12 protein-coding genes and 1 other RNA gene are annotated in these 15,386 nt (G+C 40.4%); 2 read left to right on the forward strand and 11 right to left on the reverse strand.

The window, feature by feature from the left end; genetic code table 11:
• Positions 1–140: 140 nt before the first annotated feature.
• On the reverse strand, positions 141–1,928 hold the full coding sequence (lepA, locus tag BLS28_RS07070) for a translation elongation factor 4 (RefSeq protein ID WP_091163934.1): 1,788 nt from the start codon (positions 1,926–1,928) through the stop codon (positions 141–143).
• A gap of 93 nt (positions 1,929–2,021) precedes the next feature.
• Here lepA and BLS28_RS07075 point away from each other — a divergent pair, with 93 nt between their 5' ends.
• A complete protein-coding gene (locus BLS28_RS07075) occupies positions 2,022–2,888 on the forward strand; it encodes a fructosamine kinase family protein (protein ID WP_091163936.1) in 867 nt (288 codons plus the stop codon).
• Here the strand turns inward: BLS28_RS07075 and BLS28_RS07080 are convergent.
• The 8 genes from BLS28_RS07080 to BLS28_RS07115 all read right to left on the reverse strand — a co-directional run bounded on the left by BLS28_RS07080 (position 2,885) and on the right by BLS28_RS07115 (position 9,391).
• Complete coding sequence (locus BLS28_RS07080; protein WP_143020709.1) at positions 2,885–4,345, reverse strand: hypothetical protein; 1,461 nt, start codon at positions 4,343–4,345, stop codon at positions 2,885–2,887. The genes BLS28_RS07075 and BLS28_RS07080 overlap by 4 nt on opposite strands.
• Positions 4,346–4,790: 445 nt before the next feature.
• Positions 4,791–5,258 (reverse strand): hypothetical protein, encoded by a 468-nt coding sequence (locus BLS28_RS07085; RefSeq protein ID WP_091164930.1) that lies wholly within the window; start codon positions 5,256–5,258, stop codon positions 4,791–4,793.
• Between the two features lie 97 nt (positions 5,259–5,355).
• On the reverse strand, positions 5,356–6,741 hold the full coding sequence (locus BLS28_RS07090; RefSeq protein ID WP_091163940.1) for a sigma-54-dependent transcriptional regulator: 1,386 nt from the start codon (positions 6,739–6,741) through the stop codon (positions 5,356–5,358).
• Between the two features lie 179 nt (positions 6,742–6,920).
• Positions 6,921–7,309, reverse strand: an RNA gene (rnpB, locus tag BLS28_RS07095) — RNase P RNA component class A.
• Positions 7,310–7,410: 101 nt separating this feature from the next.
• Positions 7,411–7,827 (reverse strand): c-type cytochrome, encoded by a 417-nt coding sequence (locus BLS28_RS07100; protein WP_091163943.1) that lies wholly within the window; start codon positions 7,825–7,827, stop codon positions 7,411–7,413.
• Positions 7,824–8,471: an SCO family protein gene (locus tag BLS28_RS07105; protein WP_091163945.1), complete on the reverse strand. Its 648-nt coding sequence runs from the start codon at positions 8,469–8,471 to the stop codon at positions 7,824–7,826. The genes BLS28_RS07100 and BLS28_RS07105 overlap by 4 nt, the downstream gene beginning before the upstream one ends.
• Positions 8,468–8,881 carry a hypothetical protein gene (locus BLS28_RS07110; RefSeq protein WP_091163947.1) on the reverse strand — a complete coding sequence of 138 codons (414 nt, stop codon included), beginning with the start codon at positions 8,879–8,881 and terminating at the stop codon, positions 8,468–8,470. Before BLS28_RS07110 ends, BLS28_RS07105 begins: the two co-directional genes overlap by 4 nt.
• A gap of 42 nt (positions 8,882–8,923) precedes the next feature.
• Complete coding sequence (locus BLS28_RS07115; protein WP_091163949.1) at positions 8,924–9,391, reverse strand: DinB family protein; 468 nt, start codon at positions 9,389–9,391, stop codon at positions 8,924–8,926.
• 294 nt (positions 9,392–9,685) lie between these two features.
• Between BLS28_RS07115 and BLS28_RS07120 the strand changes: the two genes are divergently transcribed.
• The gene (locus tag BLS28_RS07120) at positions 9,686–11,044 is read left to right on the forward strand and encodes a GH1 family beta-glucosidase (RefSeq protein WP_091163951.1); all 1,359 of its coding nucleotides are present in this window, start codon (positions 9,686–9,688) and stop codon (positions 11,042–11,044) included.
• A 4-nt stretch (positions 11,045–11,048) separates the two neighbouring features.
• Here BLS28_RS07120 and BLS28_RS07125 read toward each other — a convergent pair whose 3' ends face one another.
• Both BLS28_RS07125 and BLS28_RS07130 read right to left on the reverse strand, forming a co-directional pair.
• The gene (locus BLS28_RS07125; protein ID WP_091163953.1) at positions 11,049–13,130 is read right to left on the reverse strand and encodes a tetratricopeptide repeat-containing sensor histidine kinase; all 2,082 of its coding nucleotides are present in this window, start codon (positions 13,128–13,130) and stop codon (positions 11,049–11,051) included.
• A 145-nt stretch (positions 13,131–13,275) separates the two neighbouring features.
• Positions 13,276–15,372: an ATP-binding protein gene (locus BLS28_RS07130; protein WP_091163955.1), complete on the reverse strand. Its 2,097-nt coding sequence runs from the start codon at positions 15,370–15,372 to the stop codon at positions 13,276–13,278.
• Positions 15,373–15,386 lie beyond the last annotated feature (14 nt).

Genomic DNA, 15,386 nt, shown 5'->3' on the forward strand with positions numbered 1-15,386 from the left:
CTCGTACACAATCCATTTACCATAAACAAAGTTCCCTAAATGAATATGTTTAACAAGCCCTGTTACCGTAAAATATGTAACTAATCTGTACAGAATATATTAATTTATTTATCCTCAATATTCTTCAGGAAATTGAGGGGTTAATCCAACTTCAAAACTGCCATAAATGCCGACTGCGGTATCTCTACGTTACCTACCTGACGCATGCGTTTTTTTCCTTGTTTCTGTTTTTCCAGCAGTTTACGCTTACGGGAAATATCACCACCATAACATTTGGCTGTCACGTCTTTACGTAGAGCTTTTACTGTTTCGCGGGCTATGATCTTGGCGCCGATTGAAGCCTGGATAATAATCTCAAACTGCTGACGCGGTAAAAGTTCCTTTAATTTTTCACAGATCTTTTTACCAAAATCGTATGAGTTACCGCGGAAGATCAGGGATGAAAGTGCGTCAACAGGTTCGCTGTTTAAGCGGATATCGAGTTTAACCAGATCTGACTGGCGATAACCTATCTGATGATAATCAAACGAAGCATAACCTTTTGAAATGGTTTTTAACTTGTCGTAAAAATCAAATACGATCTCGCCCATTGGCATCTCGAAGATCAGCTCAACACGCTCGGATGTGAGATATGACTGATTTACGATGGTACCGCGTTTTTGAATACAAAGCGACATTACCGGGCCAACAAATTCAGATTTGGTGATGATAGTAGCTTTAATATAAGGCTCTTCTACAAAGTCAATTTTACTTGGATCAGGTAGATCGGACGGGTTATTTACCGTAAACGAATCGCCCTTGGTGGTGTGAGCCAAATATGATACGTTGGGAACGGTAGTGATCACCGTCATGTTAAATTCGCGCTCCAAACGCTCCTGGATGATCTCCATATGCAGCATGCCCAGGAAACCGCAACGGAAACCAAAGCCTAAAGCCGCTGATGATTCCGGTTCAAAAACCAACGATGCATCATTGAGCTGTAATTTAGCCATTGACTCACGAAGTTCTTCATAATCTTCGGTATCAACCGGGTAAATACCGGCAAATACCATTGGCTTTACTTCTTCAAAGCCCTGAATCCCTACTTCGCAGGGACGGTCAACGTGGGTAATGGTGTCACCAACTTTAACCTCTTTTGCTTCTTTTATGCCTGATATGATATAACCTACGTCGCCGGTTTTGATTACGTCTTTAGCTAACGGGCGCAATTTAAGCGTGCCAACTTCATCAGCAAGGTATTGCTTTTCGGTAGCGACGAATTTTACTTTATCGCCTTTTCGGATCTCGCCGTTTACAACTTTAAAATAAGCTATAATACCACGGAACGAGTTGAAAACCGAATCAAAGATCAGGGCTTGCAGCGGAGCTTTAGGATCACCTACCGGAGCGGGCACACGCTCAACAATGGCGCGTAAAATATCATGAACACCCATGCCGGTTTTGCCCGATGCGGCAAGGATCTCCTCACGTTTGCAGCCTATAAGATCGACTATTTGATCCTTAACTTCCTCGGGCATAGCGCCGGGAAGGTCCATTTTATTCAGGATCGGGATAATTTCCAGGTCGTTCTCTAAAGCCAGATAGAGGTTTGAAATGGTTTGCGCCTGGATACCCTGCGCAGCATCAACTATCAGTAAAGCGCCTTCACACGCTGCTATGGAACGTGATACTTCATATGAAAAATCCACGTGACCGGGGGTATCGATCAGGTTGAGCACGTATTTTTGCCCGTCAAGCACATAATCCATTTGTATGGCATGGCTTTTTATGGTGATGCCGCGCTCGCGTTCTAAATCCATATCGTCAAGCAATTGTGCCTGGGATTCGCGCTGCGTTATGGTGTTAGTATACTCTAATAACCTATCAGCAAGTGTGCTTTTGCCGTGGTCGATATGTGCTATGATACAAAAATTACGAATGTGCTCCATTGAACCGCAAAAATAACTTTTTAAACCGATAATTTGTATCGGCTAATAAATTAACTATTTTGAAATGTTTAATTTAAATAATATCCGAACAAAATGGCTGTATCGGCAAGCATAATAAGTGATATTGAGTGCAAGCTAAACGCTCAGATTAAGAATGTAAGCCGGGTAAGCGGAGGAGATATTAATCAAGCCTACTGCTTGCAAACCACGTTAGGTGATTTTTTTATTAAGATAAATAACCTCCATAAATTTCCGGGCATGTTTAAAAGCGAGGTGAGTGGTTTAGCTGCTATCCGCAAAACAAATACAATAGCTGTACCTGAGGTTGTTTTACAGGGCGATACCGGTGACGAAAGTTATCTTATGCTGCAATGGATTGAAGCAGGATACGGCGATGCTATATCATCGCAAAAATTGGGCAGGCAACTTGCTCTCATGCATCGTGACACAGCTGCACAATTTGGGTTTGAAGCAGATAATTATATGGGTTCGCTCCATCAAAGCAACAATCGACACAATAGCTGGGCCCGGTTTTTTATTGAAGAAAGGTTGCAGCCGATGGTTAAAATGGCTGTAGATAAAAGAAAGCTTACCCAAACCGATATTCACCAGTTTGATCAGCTCTATAAAAAGCTTCCAGGTTTATTTACAGAAGAACCACCCGCATTACTGCACGGAGACCTTTGGGGAGGCAATTACTTGATTGATACCAGTGGCAAACCTTACCTGATCGATCCGGCGGTTAGTCATTGTAACCGCGAGTTTGATATTGCGATGACCACGCTTTTCGGTGGTTTTGACCGCGCTTTTTATGAGGCTTATAACCAGGAATTTCCGTTACGGCCCGGCTGGCAACAGCGTCTTAAACTTTGGAACCTTTATCCGCTGCTGGTTCACGTAAACCTGTTTGGCGGTATGTACGCCAGGGAGGTGAGGAGGAGCCTTTCGGCATTTATTTAGTTTGTGCCCTGTACAAAGATTGGTGTTTCGGTTACTTTAACAATAAGTTTCCCGTTAACTGTTTTTAGGGTTGTTTTAACAACATTATCGGCACCTGTTTTTAGTGTGTAAACATTTGCTTTGGCTGTGCCGAGGTTGAGTGTGTATGTGCCTGTACGTGCCCGATAATCAGGGATGGTTAATACGTACATGCTTTGTAAACCTAATGAATACTTATCAACCAACGGGTCGGTATTAATGGTGGCTGAATAGGTATAGTTACCCATTAATTTTGATGTTTGCAATATAAAATCGGCGGCAGGTCTGCGTTTGCCATTTTCGGCTAAACCAGATGTAGCATATTGACCAGCAGCATTAGGGGCATCGTCAAAAAGCTGGTAATAAAATACACGTTGTATACCATGCCTGATGTAAAGAAGCGAAGTTCTTAAAATCCAATCTGCCTGGGTGTTTTTCGATGTCTTTTGCCCTACATCTAAAGCTCTCTGATAGCTTCCCTTGTTTATATCGTAGCCAGACTCGGTTACCCAAACAGGGATTGGTTTAACAAAAGAATTTGCATACTGAACAAACGAATCAGCAATTTGCCCCGCCATCGACAATTCCGGCGGCAGGCCAAACGTGGCAGACTGATGTGTTAAAATATTACCGTTATTGTTGTAATAGTGGTAGTTAATAATATCAAAACACAGATTGATACTGCCGTTGGCTCTGTAACCACGGTTGATGCGGCACCACTCTACCATTTTCTTTACAAAATTTATGTCGGCTGTAGCTAATCCACCCATTATCACTTTCATATTAGGATCAGCATTTTTTACACCGGCATTTTTTCCTAACTTCCCCTTGTTGCCATCATAAAAGGCCGACATATTAGCTGCATACTCTTCAGCGGTTTGTTGTGTTGCCGATCCTTTCCACCATTTATCGCGCTCATTATCACACTCTACGTAAGTTATAAGGCCCATGCCCACTTTTACCTGGTTAGGCGAGTCATCTGCCCATCGCATGCTGGTGTCAACTTTTATCAATGCCTTGTTAATATTAGTATTATAGCCATACCTGGCGGCAAATTGAAAGGCCATGTGCGCCTGCTCAATATAGCTTGCCGGATCAGCCTTACTTAAGCCATAAATAAGCGGCGCATTTTCAAGATCCCGCATATTGTTAGGATAAGTATTAACCAACCATGGCGGACAATTTTTTATATCTGCTAAAACCAATATACCTTCCTGCTTGCAACGGCTATAAATGAGATCATAGTTCCAGTTGTCTTTATGAGTGGGGTTGAAGGTATAGCTGCCTTTAGTGCTTTCCATCCGGGCCCAGCCTAAATAATGCCTTACTGCACTGAATGACTTGATAAGGTTCATGTTGGTTTCGTAAATGGCTCCTTTTTGCTCCGGATTGGCGGGATCCTGCAAAAAATTCCATTCATACGCGTTTATGCCAAACATGTTTTTAAGCGGAATATTTGAACTCGTAGCTGAAATTGTGTGAATAGATTTAATAGTTGTAATGCCTTCTGAGCTTTTTTGCGGCCGGCAGCGATTAAATGAAAAAGTAAATAACGATAACATTAACAGTATCTTATGGTTAATTAACAGCTTCATCCTTTGAGTGGTTTTTAGCGGGTAAACTATAATTAAATCCGGGCCGATAACAAGACTTCTTCAATGAATTTCATCGTTTTACAAACAACAATCGGCTAACTTTTTGTGAAGGCTTTTCAATAAAATTTGAGTTATTATAAGCATGGATAATTTAGGTTTTAACGAATAGCTTACCGCACAGGTTTCGATTTATTGCTATTGTAAAGATGAAAGTTGTTCAGTCGGTTCAGATAAACAGTGCAAATAAAAAGCCCGGACACACCGGGCCTTAAAATATAAGTTTTTAGGTTTATTTCAATCTTACATAAGTTTCAATGATCTCATGATCAACTTTAAGGCTGTCTATCTTCTCAATTCCTTTTTGAGTTAGGGTATCATTTTTCATTGTGAGCTTAAATTTGAAATCCCTGTTTTCCCAATCGCGGGCATCGCAATAAGCCAGATGCTCGGTATAATCGTCGCCGGATAGTGTATAAGTGCCCGCGCCCGACGAATAAACCGGTTTGGCTGTTTTGCCGTGTACCAGGTCATGCGTGAAGAAGGCGAAGTTAGTGGCGTTAAACATTTTAAACATTTCCTGGTCTTTGGGAGGGGTGGTTACTGTAGTATCGCCCTTCATAATGCTTTTGCTTGATATCAGATGCCAGGTCCCGTCAAGCTTACCGGCTGGTTCGATTGTTTCTGTAGTTGCCTTCGGCGGGTTACTGCATGAGCATAACGCGAGCAATAAAAAAGATGCTAAGTAATAGGTTTTCATGGTGTTAATGAAGGTTATTGATATACAATAATAACATAAAAAAAGCATCGGCTATCATATTTGCCGATGCTTTTTAAAATAATTTCAAAAGTTTATGTTATTCGCCGCGTTTAAGGCCAAATTTTTCAATTTTACTGTAAAGATGACTGCGTTGAATATCGATATCATCAGCAGTTTTTGAAACGTTCCAATTATTTTTTTCCAGCTTGAATTTGATGTATTCACGCTCCGCAAAGTCTTTATATTCCTGAAAGTTATTGAATTGATCAAAATCCGTTTGCGGTGCAGGAGCGGCGGCGCTGCCAGTGCCAACTGCTGTTGGTGCAGATGGGTTGGCAAACGCTCTAACATCGTTATCTGTAATAACTTTATCACTCAGGATGATCAAACGCTCAACCATGTTGCGGAGTTCACGAATATTACCGGTCCATGGCAGGGCTTTAAGGGCCTCAAGTGCAGCATCAGAGATTTTTTTAACGGGCATGCCATATTCATTGCAGATCTCATCCAAAAAGCTTTGAGTTAACAACGGGATATCGTCTTTGCGTTCAATAAGCGGTGGTACGTGGATCAATATTACACTTAGGCGGTGGTACAAGTCCATACGGAAATTACCGGCTTCAATTTCTTTCAGCAGGTCCTTGTTGGTTGCCGCTACTACACGTACATCAACGTCAATTTCCTTTTCGCCGCCTACGCGTGTAATCTTATTTTCCTGTAATGCACGCAATACCTTAGCCTGGGCCGACTGGCTCATGTCACCTATCTCATCCAAAAACAAAGTGCCGCCATTTGCCGATTCAAATTTACCGATGCGTTGTTTAATGGCTGATGTAAACGAACCTTTTTCATGACCGAATAGTTCACTTTCAATTAACTCTGATGGAATGGCAGCACAGTTTACCTCAATAATAGGTGCACTTGAGCGGTTTGATTTTTCGTGCAACCAACGCGCAACCAGCTCTTTACCACTGCCATTGGCACCCGTAACCAATACGCGGGCATCGGTGGGGGCCACCCGGTCAATAGTTTCTTTTATTTTAAGGATAGCCTGCGATTCGCCTAAAATCGAGCGCACCTTTGATACTTTACGTTTAAGGACCTTAGCCTCAACAACAAGACTTCCCCTGTCAAGCGCGTTACGAACGGTAATGAGCAGGCGATTCAGATCAGGTGGTTTCGAAATAAAGTCAAATGCGCCTTTTTTGCTGGCTTCCACAGCGGTTTCAACCGTGCCGTGGCCTGATATCATGATGAAAGGAAGATCGGGTTTAATGGCAAGGCCTTCTGTAAGTACTTCCATGCCATCCATGCGGTTCATTTTAATGTCGCACAGTACCAGGTCATAGTCTTTTTTTTCAATTAACTGAAGGCCGTCAACCCCGTTATCTACATCTTCAACCTCGTAATCTTCATACTCTAAAATCTCGCGAAGCGTATTACGAATAGACCGTTCATCATCAATTATTAAAATTTTAGCCATGTTTTGTAATTATGTACCGATATGTAATTGTTTGCTAATATATGGGTTTGTATAGAAAAACAAACACTTTTAATGTGCTATAAAGGTTTAAGGCGGATAAATGTTTGCAGGGTTATAAAATTTATTAAAAATAAATAGATACAAATAAAAAAACCCCTCGCTTTACAGCAAGGGGTTTATACAGCAGCAAACCTATAAGCCGGGTTCTGTTTTGCCTTTTTAAAGGGCAACTTCTATCATTTATCTGGCCCTGTTATCACTAACAGGTTTAAACAACCTACCCATCCTAACGACCTACCTTGCGGCAGATACGGGAGCGAGCAACTCCGCTTTCAGGACCTATTTGGTTTTTCAACTCCTGAGGTTTACCGTCATAGCCGGTCGCCCGGTTATGCCGTGAGCTCTTACCTCACGTTTTCACCCCTTACCCACCTAAGCGGGCGGTATTTTCTCTGTGGCACTTTGCTGTCGCCGGCTGCCGGCGCCTTCCCGTTAGGAAGCAGGATGCTCTGTGTTGCCCGGACTTTCCTCCGCCAAACAAGCTGGCAGCGATAGAACGTTTTGCGGGGATAAAGATAGGGAAATTTTGTGGTTCATGGCTGATAGTTCATGGATCATGGTAAAATGGAGCCGACCAATAAGTCTTTGCTATGAACCATGAACTAAAAACTATTTGCAGTTTCTAAGATCATCCTGAACCTGCTGCAAAGTAACTGTCCCCATCTTATTACCAAAGGAATTGGAGACATAAGTAAGCACTTTAGCAATTTCTAAGGGCGCAATATCATCCGCCTGCATGTCATCGTCAAATGTTCTGCCGGCTACAGTTATTTTTCTTTTAAGGCCGTTTTTGATAAAACAGGCAAGTACAGCTTTGTTCTGTTTTAGATACGTTGAATCTGTTAATGGCGGGATAAGCGATGACAGGCCTTGTCCTTTATCGCCATGGCAATTTTGACAATGCTGCTGGTAAACAAGGCTTCCGCCAGAGTAATAGCGTTTAAACTCAATTTGATCATCGCTTTGGCATGATGCACCAATTATGATCAGCAAAATAGCTATAGCGCCTATTGCCTTTATCTTCATTTGGCAGTAATTTGGTCGGGGTCGGCTTTCAGGGTTTTGATATCGGCAATCAGCTTGGTTACTTCTGCCGGATCTGTTCCTTCGTAGGTACCGCGAATACGTTTTTGTTTATCTATCAAAATAAAAAAGCCGTCATGGATATATTCGCCTTTGGGATTTTTTTCGGATACACTTTGCAGGTAGCTTTTGGCAATTTTATAAGTATCGCCTTTTTCACCATGCAACAACCACCAGGTATTGCCCGCAATCCCTAATTTATCCGCATAGCGTTTTAATACGGGCACGGTATCATATTTGGGATCGATGGTATGCGAAATGATCCTGAAGTTATCATCATCCTTAAACTCCTTGTATACATTAAGCATATTTCGGTGCATCACCGGGCAAATAGAAGGGCAGGTGGTGAAAAAAAAGTCGGCTACATATATTTTTCCATCCAGGTTTTTCTGAGTTATAGTATCAGCATACTGGTTTACAAACTTGAAGGGTGGGATAGTGGCGTACTCAGTATCTGTTACTGTTTTGCCATTAACCGTTTTAGTTACCGGAGTTTTATAACCCAATATTGGAAGGGCGGTTTTAGTATTTGATTTGCAGGCATTGAAAAGCATTAATATAACAATGCCTATCCACAATTTCCTCATTTTTTTGCCGGTATTTGGGTTATATATTTAGTTGAGCCGGTAACAGCTACATTTATTTGGGTATCTATTTTGCTGATGAGCTTCTTTTGAGCTTCAAGATAGTCCATAATTTCCTGATGGGATTTGCCTTTGTTTTCCGCATCAAATTTATGCATCCAGTCGCTCATCGCATTATCAGCATCATCAACCAGTTTTAAATAAACCTGCGCGCTGTCTTTATTGATATTGGGAGCGTTCTTTTTTATCAGGCTATCCAGCAGTATCTTATTTTTCATCAATTGCTCGTCATTGGCCATTACTTTATCATGTACGGCAATTACCTGTTTTAAAAGATCTTTTTCCTGTTTTTTAGTGTCGGTGCAACCTAATAACAAGGCAATGCCTGCAGCTGCGAATAGATGTTTTTTCATGGTTTTTGATGCGTGATAAAACTTGGCAAATATGCTAAATGTTTAGCTGTTTAACACCCTTAAATAATAACTATAGTCTGTAACAGGTAAAGTTTTTGTACCCGCAAACTTTAGCTGTTGCCCAATTTGGGCCCTGGTATGTGTACCATGGTTAAGAACCTGCGTAATAATATCGCCAAGTTGGTTTTCAAAATAGTCGCCGGTAAAGCTATGATACGGAATTATGCTATTCAGATCTTCCTCATCGATTTCGTTTAAAAATGTGACCCATGCTTCATAACGCTCCGGTACCTGTTTTTTGCATTGCTCAATTGTAACATTTTCGGGCCATGTGTTAGGCAGAGAAGAAGGGATAAGTTTGCATCTTTCGAGCCATACCTGTTCGGCGGCCAGCAGATGGCCCATCAGTTTAAGCGTTACCTCCGGCGAACCGTTTGCTTCCATTGTCTGTATCAACTGCTGATTGGCAAACAGGTTATAACCAAACATTTTTATAAAGTGTGTTTTCATAGCGTTTGTAAATTAATGGCTAAAGTATTAAAGCAATTTTGTATATTTATGAAAATGCTGGTTAACAATTAAATAACATAGTTGTCACATTCAGCAAACATCTGCTTGTTACCTTTATTTTATAGCTAAAACACAAAGGTTATGAAATTCATTATCAATATCTCTAAACTGCTGATTAATTTCCGTCAGTGGATGATGCTTAAAAGTATGCGTTCGTCGTTCATACATTAAGTTATCACTTATAATTCTTCATTTATAAATATAATTGCACTTTTGGGCTTGTAGCTCAAATTAATGGAACTTACTGACCGGGAAATACATTTAAGCAAAGATCTTTTTGGTGCCGACTTTGAATGGGGCGTTTCAACTGCTGCTTTTCAGGTAGAAGGATCTCATGATGCCGATGGAAAAGGACTATCTGTGTGGGATGTTTTTACCACAAAAAAAGGAAAGATCCTGAATGGCGACCATGCACAAACCGCTTGCGATTTTTACAATTTGTATGAGCGTGATATCGACCTCATAAAAGAACTTAATATCCCCAATTTTCGTTTTTCTATATCCTGGACCCGTATTTTGCCCGAAGGCACCGGGAAAATTAACCAGGCCGGCATTGATTATTATAACCGGGTAATCAACTACTGTATTAAGCAAGGCGTTGAACCCTGGTTAACTGTTTATCACTGGGACCTTCCGCATGTGCTTGAAGTTAAAGGCGGCTGGACAAATCGTGAAGCAATAAACTGGTTTAGTGAGTTTATCACTATTTGTGCTCAAAACTTTGGCGATAGGGTAAAACATTGGATGGTAATGAACGAGCCTGTAGTTTTTACGGGAGCCGGCTATTTTTTCGGCATCCATGCGCCGGGACGCAGTGGTATGAAAAACTTTGTGCCCGCCATACATCACGTTACCATGAGTATTGCTGAAGGTGGCAGGATCCTGCGAAAATTGCTGCCTTCAACGGCGCAAATAGGTACCACATTTTCGTGTTCGCAAATAGAGCCTTACACAGATAAGCCAAGGGATATAGCTGCCGCAGTCCGTGCCGACGCGCTGATCAATCGTCTATATATTGAACCTTTGTTGGGCATGGGTTACCCAATAAAAGACCTGCCTGCACTTAAAGATCTGAAAAAGTATTTTTATTCCGGTGACGAGGATAAGCTGAGATTTGATTTTGATTTTATCGGCATACAGAATTACACCCGCGAAATTGTAAAATATTCGTTTTTTACGCCGTATATCAACGCAAGTATGGTCAAAGCCGAAAAGAGGGGTGTTGACCTTACAGCTATGCGCTGGGAGGTTTACCCGCCTTCTATTTACCATATGATCAAAAAATATGATGCATATCCTAATGTTAAAAAGATTATCGTTACGGAAAACGGATCAGCTTTTCCCGATGAGGTTACTGATGGTGAAGTAAATGACCCCAAAAGATTAAAATACTTAAAGGATTACATAGCACAGGTGTTAAAGGCAAAAAACGAAGGCTGTAAAGTTAATGGCTATTTTGTGTGGACCCTCACCGACAATTTTGAATGGGCCGAAGGTTATCATCCGCGTTTTGGGCTGATTCATGTTGATCATGCAACCCAGCAGCGCACGGTTAAAACATCTGGCAGATGGTACGCTGAATTTCTGAAATAAGCTGTTAGTTTTTTGGCAGCGTGAAATTAAATGACGTGCCATTTTCGGTATCACTTTCAAACCAGATCCGGCCGTTATGATCTTCAATAATTTGCTTACAGATGGAAAGACCAAGGCCAAATGATTTTTCACCAGCGGTTCCGGGGCGTTTAGCATCTGTAAACATGTTAAATACCTGGTTTTTGAGCTTTTCGGGAATCCCTATACCGCGATCTTTTACAGAAAACTGGATTTCGTTTTCCAAATCAATAGCCATAACTAAAATAGCAGATCCTTCCGGACTGAATTTAATGGCATTACTGATCAGATTGCTAATCACCCGCCATATTTTTTCACGACTAATGTAAATTTCGAGTGGTGAATTTAACAGGAAAGTATTGATAATCTGCTGCTTTTCAGCGGCCTTAAAACGCATCAACTCAACACTATTGCTCAATAAGGAATTAACTTCAACCGCTTCTTTATGTAATATAGCCGAAGCGGATTCAGTGGCTTCCAGAATTTCATTGATTAGTTCAATGGAGTTAAATGAAGTCTCCCGGATAATATTTAACAGCTCTTTTTGTTCGTCGCTATAATTTTCCTCTGTCATTACACTGGTAAGCGAAGCTATTCCGCCTATAGGGTTGCGCAGATCATGTGCAACAGTACGTAAAATCCGGTCCTTTTCCTGGTTATTGAGTTTTAAATCACGGAGGGCGTTTTCAAGATGGTGGTTTTGATGGTTTATCTGGCTGTTAAGGCTTCCAAGTGTTTTAATGTTCTTTTTTGATTTTTGCCAGTTTAAAAATACCAGGGAAATGATAATAATGAGCATCAGGGCAAAAACAACAGTTACCCTCAGATAAATATGCTGCAATTCATTGTTTTTTTTAAGGTTATTAAACTCGTTATCTTTTTCAAGGCTTTTAACCTGTTCTGCAACGTCGGCTTCTTTTAGTTTTTTGTTTTCATTTGCTATGATGTCCTTAAGTTCATCATATTGCTTATAGTGCGTCATAGCCTGCTGATGATCATTCTGCTTCTCGAAATAATTTGACATCAATAAGTGCCATTTTTGTTTTGTTTCCCTACTTTGGACACTATCAAACTGGAGGCTAATAATATTGAGGAGGTTTAATAAAGAGTCATTTAAGTTTTGCTGATCATATATAGATGCAAGCTTTAATTCGGAGTGTTGAGCGTCATTATTATCGTTTCCTTTGCGCAGATTGATAGCTATACTTTTTCTGAGAAGACTTTTAGCCTTGTTATAATCTTTTTCCCTGATACTTATATCAGCCATATTGCCATATACAACCCCTTTGGATACTTCCCCCATTTGGGGCCTGTCTTTAAACCTTGCAATGTTATCATTAATGTAATCGAGGGCTTTGTTGTAAAAATGCATGGCACTATCATTCATCAACATTTTACTGTAGCTTAAACCTATATTATTCAATAGTTCCTGCCTGCGATAAAAATAATTGAAGTTTCCTTCGCATGACCTGGTTTCATCAAAGCTTTTTTTAAAATATACGGCAGCCCGGCTGTAATGTTCCTGCTTATACAAGATCATGCCCATCCGGTAGCTGTAATCTCCCATGGTACAATCGTCAAGGTTATTATTGGCAATTACTTTTCCTTCGTAAAAATAACTGTAAGCTTCGTTGTAACGATGCTCGTCAAATAACACATCTCCCTTGGCAAGATGAGCCTGGCCATATTCACTGGTAAATTTTAGTTTCTTCTCCGGCGTATCGAAAATATTAAGCATACTGTCGGCGTAAAGCAAAGCCATTTTTCGATCGGCCTTTATATGCGAAGCATAATTATAGATAAAATAATAGTAGTTATAAACCTGTTTGAAGCTAAGGTTGCTTGAATGACGGAAGGCCGAATCAAGATAATTTACTGCTGCTTTGTGATGCCCATTATCATACATTATCGTTGCAGTGTCAACAGCCTTATTATATGCTGAAGACGAAAGAAAGCCCTTTGACTGTTGCCCGCATGAAGTGGTTATCAACAAAAAGTAAACAAAAAGCAAACAACCCTGTATATTACCGGATAGCCATATTTGCCTGAAGCTTTTGTATATAAACATCAATATTAAATTATGCGAGGTTTAGAGTTGATTGTAAAACAAAGGTAATCTATAAAAAAAATAAAAATGACCGGGTTGTTTTACCAATATTTTTTTATTTATCTATCACCTGTCCAAAATAAATTGGTTTGGAATAACCGATATGTTAAGATGCCTGGGCCGGAAGATAGACGTAAAAACTTGAACCATTATTTGATTCGCTTTTTAGCCAAATCCTGCCGCTATGTTTTTCAACTATTTGACGGCAGATGGAAAGCCCGAGGCCAAATGATTTTTCGCCGTCGGTACCGGGCCGTTTAGCTTCGGTGAACATATTAAACACTTGTTGCTGTAATTTATCAGGAATGCCTATACCGTAATCTTTAACACATATTTCAACACCTTGATGTTTTTGGTTTACAATTACATAAATAACGGCACCTTTGGGACTAAACTTTATGGCGTTACTAACCAGGTTGCTGATAACCCGCCATATTTTTTCCCTGTTTATTAGTATTTCAGTGGGAGCATCCAATAAGCTCAGCATGATATCCTGGTCTTTTTCAGCTGCTTTAAACCGCAACAAATCAACACTTTTATTAATGAGGCTGTTAATTTCAACCCATTCTTTATTAAAAGTCATGTTGGCTGTATTTGCCGCCTCTAAAATTTCATTGATGAGTTCGAGGGAATTATAGGAAGTTTCTTTTATGAGGTTGATCAGCTCTGTTTGTTCTTCATCAGTTGCATCATCAACCATTGAGGCCGATAACGATGCTATTCCTCCAAGCGGATTGCGGAGGTCATGTGCTACAGCCCGTAGAATTCGGTCTTTTTCCCTGCTTCCCCGGTTTACTTCTTCAAGTGTGTTTTCTAATTCGGTTTTTTGCAACTTAATTTGGTCGTTTAGCATTTTTATAGCTACCATATCTCGTTTTGACCTTTTAAGGTTACGAAAAACAAGGAAGATAATAATCACTGCCATCACTGAAAAAAGCACAGCAAGATAGATGTATATCAACTGCAGTTTATTATGACTTTTAAGATCTTCTATCTGATTTTCTTTATCAAAATTGGCTTGTTGCTGATTAATATCTGTCCGTTTTAATGATGAAGTTCTTTTTGTTGCCGAATCTTTTAACGATGAATAGTTTTTTAAATACAACAAGCTATTCTGGTAATCTTTTTTTTGCAGATAATAATTACTCATCAAACCATTCCAGTTGGTTTCAGCGTCATCATTTTTGATAGTATCGAGCTGGGCGCGGAGTCTTTTCAGTAGTTCAAAAAGGTCGTTTGGTTTATTGGTTATTAAATATAGTCGGGCAAGTTTTATTTCGGTTAGTTCGGCATCGCGGTTATCATAACCTTGTTTTAAATTAATGGCGATACTTTTTTTCAGTAATTCGTGTGCCTGGTTATAATTATGGGTTAATAAGGCCAGATCTCCCTGGTTGCCATATACTACGCCTCTTGCAACTTCAAGCAGGTTTGCCCTTTCGGCAAACCTTGAACTATTTTCATTGATATAAACAAGCGCCTTATTTAAATAAAGGCTTGAGCTGTCAATATCGTCACTGTTTTTATAGCTCTCGCCAATATTATCCAAAAGCTCCTGCCGCTGATAAAAGGCACGAAAATCATCAGCATAGGCATAGCTTTGCCTATGACTGATCTTGAAATAATTGGCCGCTTCCCTAAAATGCCCCTGCTTAAACATAATCATACCCATTCGGTAAGTGTATTCGGCCAGGATGGCATCGTCAATGGCGTTTTTGCCGATAGAGTAGCCCTTGTAAAAATACCTGTAAGCCTCATCGTATCTTACCAGGGCCGAATAGGTATCCCCGGTTGCGAAATCAGCTTCGGCAGCTAATTTAATATGCTGATCCGGGGTAACACTTTCGGTAGCCACAGCTCGCATAGTATCAGCATAAAGCATGGCTTTTTTAGGGTCATGCAGCCCTTTTAAATTGTAAAGAAAATGGAAGGCATAAAAACGGAACCTGTCGCTTACAAACGGGTGTTTTATAGTGCGGTAGGCTGAGTCAAGGTATTGAATGCCCTTCTGTGGTTGGGATCTTTCCCCATTATACAGGTTTACCGTATCAAATAGTGTTTTAAAGTGCCTGGAGTAATCGCCTGTATCATTAACGCTGTTTGCGCAGGAATTAAATATCAATAAAAAAGCCAGGGCCAGCCAAATTAAATGGTTGACCAGCAGTTTGTTTAAACTAACTGGGCTATCAGGGGTTGACAACATTAAGTGGTTACACC

Origin of the sequence: Mucilaginibacter gossypii (assembly GCF_900100945.1) — a bacterium.
Lineage (GTDB): Bacteria > Bacteroidota > Bacteroidia > Sphingobacteriales > Sphingobacteriaceae > Mucilaginibacter > Mucilaginibacter gossypii.